Source organism: Acidiferrobacteraceae bacterium (assembly GCA_037388825.1).
GTDB lineage: Bacteria > Pseudomonadota > Gammaproteobacteria > Acidiferrobacterales > JAJDNE01 > JARRJV01.
Window position 1 is genome coordinate 1 of record JARRJV010000089.1, and the last position, 6,156, is coordinate 6,156.

The 6,156-nt window shown below is 61.5% G+C and carries 7 protein-coding genes; 3 read left to right on the forward strand and 4 right to left on the reverse strand.

Features of this window, described 5'->3' with window-relative positions; translation table 11 throughout:
* Nucleotides 1–23: 23 nt before the first annotated feature.
* A complete protein-coding gene (locus P8X48_11975) occupies nucleotides 24–269 on the reverse strand; it encodes a hypothetical protein (protein MEJ2108022.1) in 246 nt (81 codons plus the stop codon).
* Nucleotides 270–434: 165 nt separating this feature from the next.
* On the opposite strand from P8X48_11975, the gene moaA reads away from it, so the two are divergent.
* Genes moaA through P8X48_11990 form a run of 3 tightly spaced genes read left to right on the forward strand, consistent with a single transcriptional unit; the run spans nucleotide 435 to nucleotide 3,317 of the window.
* The gene (moaA, locus tag P8X48_11980) at nucleotides 435–1,445 is read left to right on the forward strand and encodes a GTP 3',8-cyclase MoaA (GenBank protein MEJ2108023.1); all 1,011 of its coding nucleotides are present in this window, start codon (nucleotides 435–437) and stop codon (nucleotides 1,443–1,445) included.
* A gap of 1 nt (nucleotide 1,446) precedes the next feature.
* On the forward strand, nucleotides 1,447–2,301 hold the full coding sequence (locus P8X48_11985; protein ID MEJ2108024.1) for a formate dehydrogenase accessory sulfurtransferase FdhD: 855 nt from the start codon (nucleotides 1,447–1,449) through the stop codon (nucleotides 2,299–2,301).
* Nucleotides 2,298–3,317: a helix-turn-helix transcriptional regulator gene (locus tag P8X48_11990; GenBank protein ID MEJ2108025.1), complete on the forward strand. Its 1,020-nt coding sequence runs from the start codon at nucleotides 2,298–2,300 to the stop codon at nucleotides 3,315–3,317. The genes P8X48_11985 and P8X48_11990 overlap by 4 nt, the downstream gene beginning before the upstream one ends.
* A 17-nt stretch (nucleotides 3,318–3,334) precedes the next feature.
* Here P8X48_11990 and P8X48_11995 read toward each other — a convergent pair whose 3' ends face one another.
* The 3 genes from P8X48_11995 to P8X48_12005 form a co-directional block, all read right to left on the reverse strand.
* Nucleotides 3,335–3,556 carry a DUF6494 family protein gene (locus tag P8X48_11995; GenBank protein MEJ2108026.1) on the reverse strand — a complete coding sequence of 74 codons (222 nt, stop codon included), beginning with the start codon at nucleotides 3,554–3,556 and terminating at the stop codon, nucleotides 3,335–3,337.
* Between the two features lie 16 nt (nucleotides 3,557–3,572).
* Complete coding sequence (locus P8X48_12000) at nucleotides 3,573–5,660, reverse strand: ATP-binding protein (GenBank protein MEJ2108027.1); 2,088 nt, start codon at nucleotides 5,658–5,660, stop codon at nucleotides 3,573–3,575.
* Between the two features lie 20 nt (nucleotides 5,661–5,680).
* Nucleotides 5,681–6,156, reverse strand: a 476-nt coding sequence (locus P8X48_12005; protein ID MEJ2108028.1) for a helix-turn-helix domain-containing protein, incomplete at its 5' end; no start/stop codon positions are given.

Here is a 6,156-nt window from a genome sequence, read left to right on the forward strand (position 1 = left end):
GTCGAGACTGATGTTGACCCGTCTCACGCCCGCATCGCGCAGATCTCGCGCCGCTCGAGGATCACCGAAACGGGAAAGCTCTCCCGCTCGCTGCCGCTTGTCTGGTTCATGCGGATATGCCCGGTTGTGGTACGGGACGAATTACGCTCGCCCATGAAACAGCAATATACGTACCACGGGATGTTCGCTCGGTTTCCCTGCCGAATCACGGCTGGAGCCGACCCGACACCGCCGTCGCTGGGACAATATTGCTCAAGCTTGGCGTGCATGGATCAATTTGTCCCATTCAATCTTTGTTCCAGTGCCCCCACGACGCGGCCATTGCAAGGACGCCATCGCGTTGCAGGAAGGGTATGTATCTTGCACTTTCCGCCCATACCCGACTTTGATCCGGCAAGGCGGAGGTCCATGTCCGTATCGTTCGTGGTGGAACCATGACTGTGATGAACCCGATGCCCGCGGTTCTCGTCGATCGTTTCGGTCGCCGAATCCACTATGTGCGGATATCGGTGACGGACCGCTGTGATCTGCGTTGCGTTTACTGCATGAACGAGAAGATGACGTTCCTGCCCAGGGACCAGATTCTAGACCTGGAGGAGATCCGGCAGATCGGCCGTGCCTTTACCGAACTGGGCGTGGACAAGATACGGATCACCGGTGGTGAACCGCTGGTGCGCAAGAACGTGATTTGGCTGTTTCGCGAGCTCGCACAACTGCCGGGTCTGGGCGAACTGGTGCTGAGCACCAATGGCCAGCAACTTGCTCACTGGGCGCGGGATCTGCGCGACGCGGGCGTGAGACGGGTCAACATCAGTCTCGACAGCCTCAAGCCCGATCGCTATCGCCACATCACCCGCGTTGGCAATCTGGACAGGGTCCTTCGCGGCATCGAGGCAGCACGCGACGCCGACTTCGAGCGGATCAAGCTCAACACAGTGGTCCTGAAAAACCGCAACCATGACGAGGTCGTTCCATTGGTGGAATTCGCCATGGATCGTGGATTCGACATCAGTTTCATCGAGGAAATGCCTCTGGGCGTGGTCACCGACCATGACCGGGGCGAGCTGTTCTATTCCAGCGACCGGATCCGGACCGATCTTGAACAACGATTCGATCTGGTCCGAACCACCAAGACCACCGGCGGACCGTCGCGCTATTTCCGGATTCGCGGGAGTGACACGCGGGTCGGTTTCATCTCGCCCCACTCCCACAATTTTTGCGAGTCCTGCAATCGCGTACGCGTGACCACGGAGGGGCGTTTGTTGTTGTGCCTGGGACAGGAGCACAGCGTCGACCTGAAACGAATCGTGCGTGCCGAACCGGGGAACATCGAGGCGCTCAAGAGAGCGATCGTTGCCAGCATGGCAATCAAGCCTAAGGGGCACGACTTCGATCTATCCTCCCGGCCGGTAATCCTTCGCCACATGAACATGACCGGGGGATGACATGAACAAAGCCCACAGCGCCTACCAGCCACACATGAGCGACTCGGGTCTTTCGCCGACCCATCCCGTGATCGCGTTCGACGAATACGGGACCCCCCGGGACCTGCACATCGCCGGTGAGTTTCCCCTCACGCTCAAGGTGGATGGTCGTGAAATCGTGACCCTGATGACCCTGGGAACGCACCCCGAGGAGCTTGCTCTGGGTTATCTGCGCAACCAGCGTCTGATCGAGGACATCAAGGAAATCCGCTCGGTAGAAGTAAACTGGGATCGTGAGAACGTGTCGGTCGCAACCACACATGGAAACGGCATCGTCGACTGGGAGGCAAAACGTGCCACCCGCACCGTCACCACCGGCTGCGGCCAGGGCACGGTGTTCAGCTGTACGTTGGACAAGTTGTACGACATCCGTTTGCCACGGGTCACCATAAGCCAATCCCTGATCTACGACCTGTTGCGCGCGATCGGGCAGCACAACGAGATCTATCGCCAGGCCGGCGCAGTCCATGGCTGCGCCCTGTGCCAGGGAGCAAAGGTACAGATCTTCATCGAGGACGTCGGCCGGCACAACGCCGCCGACGCGATTGCCGGCCGCATGTGGCTGCAGCATCTCTCTGGCGCTGACAAGATCTTCTACACCACAGGGCGCCTCACATCCGAGATCGTCATGAAGACGGCCCAAATGGGAATCCCGGTGCTGCTGTCGCGTTCCGGCATCACCCATATGGGTCTGGAACTCGCACAACAACTGGGTGTACTCATGATCGCGCGGGCGAAGGGACAGCACTTCCTCGTCTACAACGGGCGCGACCGTTTCGAATTCGACCGTACCCCGCCCGTCCGCGGGGCGGTATGAGCGCGCGCGAGAACGCGCCGGTGGCGACCGTCCTGAAACCGGGAGCGGCCGGCGACCCTGAGGCCACTGGCGATGCACCCGTTGAGTCCGATCGGACGGACTCCCTGACCCGGGAGGCGGATCGGGAACCGCCGCGTTTCATGAGTGTGCGCCAGGTGTCTCGCTATCTTCACCTGAACGAGAAGAAGGTGTACGCCCTCGTCAGTGAGGGAAAGATTCCCGCAACCAAGGTGACGGGAAAATGGCTGTTTCCGCGGGCGCTGGTGGACCAATGGGTACTGGAATCAAGCCATGGCGGCGTGTTGACCGATCGCCTTCTGATCAACGGCAGCGATGATCCGCTCCTCGCGCGCGCCATCTCCAGCCTGGCCATCGAGTTGCGCGCCCACGCCCTGATCAGCTACACCTGCACGGGGACCGAACTCGGCCTGTCGCTGCTGGCCAAGCACCGGGCAGATATCTGTGCCATGCACTGGGGGCCAGCGGACGAAAGCCGGCGGCGGCATCCGGCCTTGATCCGCCAGTATCCGCAACATCACGACTGGGTCCTCGTCCGTGCCTTTCTTCGCGAACAGGGCCTCATGGTTTCTCCCGATTACCCACAGACCGGCCTGGACTTGCGGGAACTGTTCGCGCGCGAGGCGCGCTGGGCCATGCGCCAGGAAGGTGCCGGCTCCCAGCGATTCCTGCAGGAGATTCTCGCCGACCACGGCATCGACGGGTCCACCCTGCACGTCACCACCCGCGCGGGTTCCGAACGCGAGGCAGCCTCGCTCATCGCCATGGGACACGCCGACGTCGCACCCGGGGTTCGCGGCGCGGCCACGGAGTTCGGTCTCGAGTTTCAGCCCATCGGCTGGGAGGCATACGATCTTGCCCTCTACCGTGGCGTGTACTTCCGGACCTTGTTTCAGAAACTGCTGGACTACCTGCGTGGCCCGGAAGGCCAGCACCTGGCCAAACTGCTCGGCGGGTACAACCTGTCTGAAACCGGGCTTCTGATCTGGTCCGAATAACGCCGCAGGCTGGTGGGTCAGTGCAGATCGATATCGCCGTCGATGCGGTATTCCATGTCGAGTGCCGGGATGGTCAGCACCATGCGCGCCTGTACGGAATCGACATCCCGCAACTGGTCCGCGGCAAGTCTTTCCTGTACCGCGCGCTCGATCTCCAGCTGCGAGGTGATACCAACCTTTTTCAGAAACTTGCGAATGCCGGTAGTCAGCTTTTCCTGATCGATCACGCTCTTGTCCATTTTCCTGCTCCTGTGTTCACTTGGTGTTGGTTGGCACTGCAGAAACTGCGCCAGATCGGGCGGGGTATTCGGAAGCCCGCATATCCGCCCCCGCGTCGTCGGCCGGCAAGCGGATATGGAAGGTTGTCCCCTTGCCAGGTTCGGTCTCTACGCTGAGTTCACCGCCGTGACGGCGCACGATCCCGTAGCTTACGGCCAGGCCCAGGCCGGTGTTACCCCGGGATTTCGTCGTGAAGAAAGGATCGAACAGCCGGGGCAGGTTTTCCGACGGGATGCCCGGCCCGTTATCCCGGACATCGATACCGACGCCGCCGTTGTCCAGGTTCCGGGTCGTAATCAGTATACTGCCTGAGGTTTCCAGGACATGAACCGCATTCAGGACAAGGTTGACCAAGACCTGCTGCAGTTCGTAGACATCGATCCGGATCGGATGCGTGGCACCTGGCTGCACTTGCAGGCTCAGCGCCTTCGCGTCAGCAGCGTAGCGCACCAGGCCGATGGTGTCCTGCACCACCTGGTTGACGTCAGCACGGCTCGTCACACCCAGCGCCTGCTCGGGACGGGCGAACTGCAGCAGACTATTCACGATATGCCGGATCCGGTCCACCTGTTGCACCATCACCTCGATCTCCTGCTTCACCGGCTCCGAGGCATCACCCAGGTCCCGCACCATAAGGTCCAGATTTCCTACCAGAACCGATGCGGGGTTGTTGATCTCGTGCGCGATGCCGGCCGCCATTTCTCCCAACGCGGCCAGCTTCTCGTTCAGCAGAAGTTGCTCCCGGGTTTCATTGAGGAGCGCGATACTCCTTTCGAGATCCAGGTTCTTTGTCGCAAGTTCCCGGGTCCGCACTTCAACCTTGGTCTCCAGCTCGGAGGCCGCGAGCCGGATTTCCTGATCGCGCTCCTGCAACAGGTCCAGCATGGCATCAAATTGACGGGCCAGCTCCCGGATTTCGCGGCCGGACTCGACCGGGCCGATCCGACGCCCAAAACCGGTCCGGGTCGCATGCACGACTCCGGTAATCTTTTCAATCGGAGTGGTTACGAAGCGCACGCCCCGGAATGCCAGCACCGTTGCGATCCCCGTGACCGTAGCAACGATCAGGAACAACAGGGCCACGGCACGAAAGTAGATGGACCGGAACGGCGCTTCGTCGAATCCAACCTGTAGCATGCCCACCCCCTGCGCATGGACGTCGTACACGGGCGCGTACGCGGAGAGATAGGTCCGGCCGCCGACGGAGTCGCGGGCGACCACGACCCTGCCCGCCCCCACAACTGCATCCCGAATCTGGTCGCGCACGCGGGTACCGAAGAACACGTCGGGTTTCGCGCCGGACGTACCGCTACTGTCGATGCGAACATCGTCCAGCGCAATTCCAACAAGCCCGAGCGAGTTCGCCGGCAGGGTCCCGGTTCGATACACCTGCTCACGCACGGCCTTCAGAATCTCCGACCGACCGTTGAACAATACGCCCCCGTCCAGTGCAGCGAAGATCTTGCCCTGTGCATTGCGTATGGGCACCACCGCGCGCAGAACCAGGCCCTGCGGGATCCAGTCCTGGCCGGTTTCCTTGAGCTCCTCCACCCGGGCAAGGACCGTCGGACCTTCCCGCGCCAGATCATCACGATTGAAGACTTCGAGCGCGACGCCCGGTTCATTGCGCAGCGCGCGCGCCGTGAGCAAGGTGGGTTTGCTGGTGGCCTTGGGACCCGACCCCTTTTCGTATAACCACCGTCCCAGGGGGCCAGTGATATGCACGAAGGTGAAGCCGTGCTCCTTCATGAAATCCCGGCGCTCCTGCTCCAGACGTGAAACGTTGTGCCGGGCGATTGCCGTGCGGACCTCGAAGGAATCGGCGAAACGCTGCAGATCGGCCAGGTAGCGCTTTCGTTCTACCTGGCGCAATGCATACTGGGCGAGATAGGCATCCCCGCGCACTTTTCGCATCAGGTTGTCTTGCGTGAAATCGAAGAACCAGTACCCGGTAACGCCGATGGCAAGGGCCGCGGCAATGAAGACGGGCAAGAGAATGTAGACAACCAGCTGGTACCGCAGCGTTTGCCGGACCCTGCCGAACAGGCGCTTGCGGAGACGCATGGGGTCAGGCGCCCAAGGGGCTAGGGCTCCGGATCCGCATGTTCGCTCCAGGCCCGCAGCTTCCGTTCCATGGTCTTGCGCGATACGCCAAGCCGGCGCGCCGCCTCGGACTTGTTTCCGCCCGACGCCTCCAGCACGCGGACCATGTGATATTTTTCGACCTCCGCCAGAGTCCAGTCCGTGGATGGCCCAGCGTTCCCGGTCGGTGACTCCGACGCGTTTCGCTGGCCCGTCGCCGGAATGCTTTCCGCGGGAAACCGGCCCAGCAACAGGGCTCGTTCCACGACATTGCGCAACTCGCGCACATTGCCCGGCCAACGGTAAGCCTGCAAGCGAGTTATCTCCTGGCGGTCGAAACGGAACGGCCGAACACCGAGCGTGGCCGAAAGGCTCTCGGTGAAGTACTCCAGAAGATCCGGTATATCCTCCACGCGATCGCGCAACGGTGGAATGCGAAGCGTCATGACATTCAGACGATAGTACAGATCCTCACGAA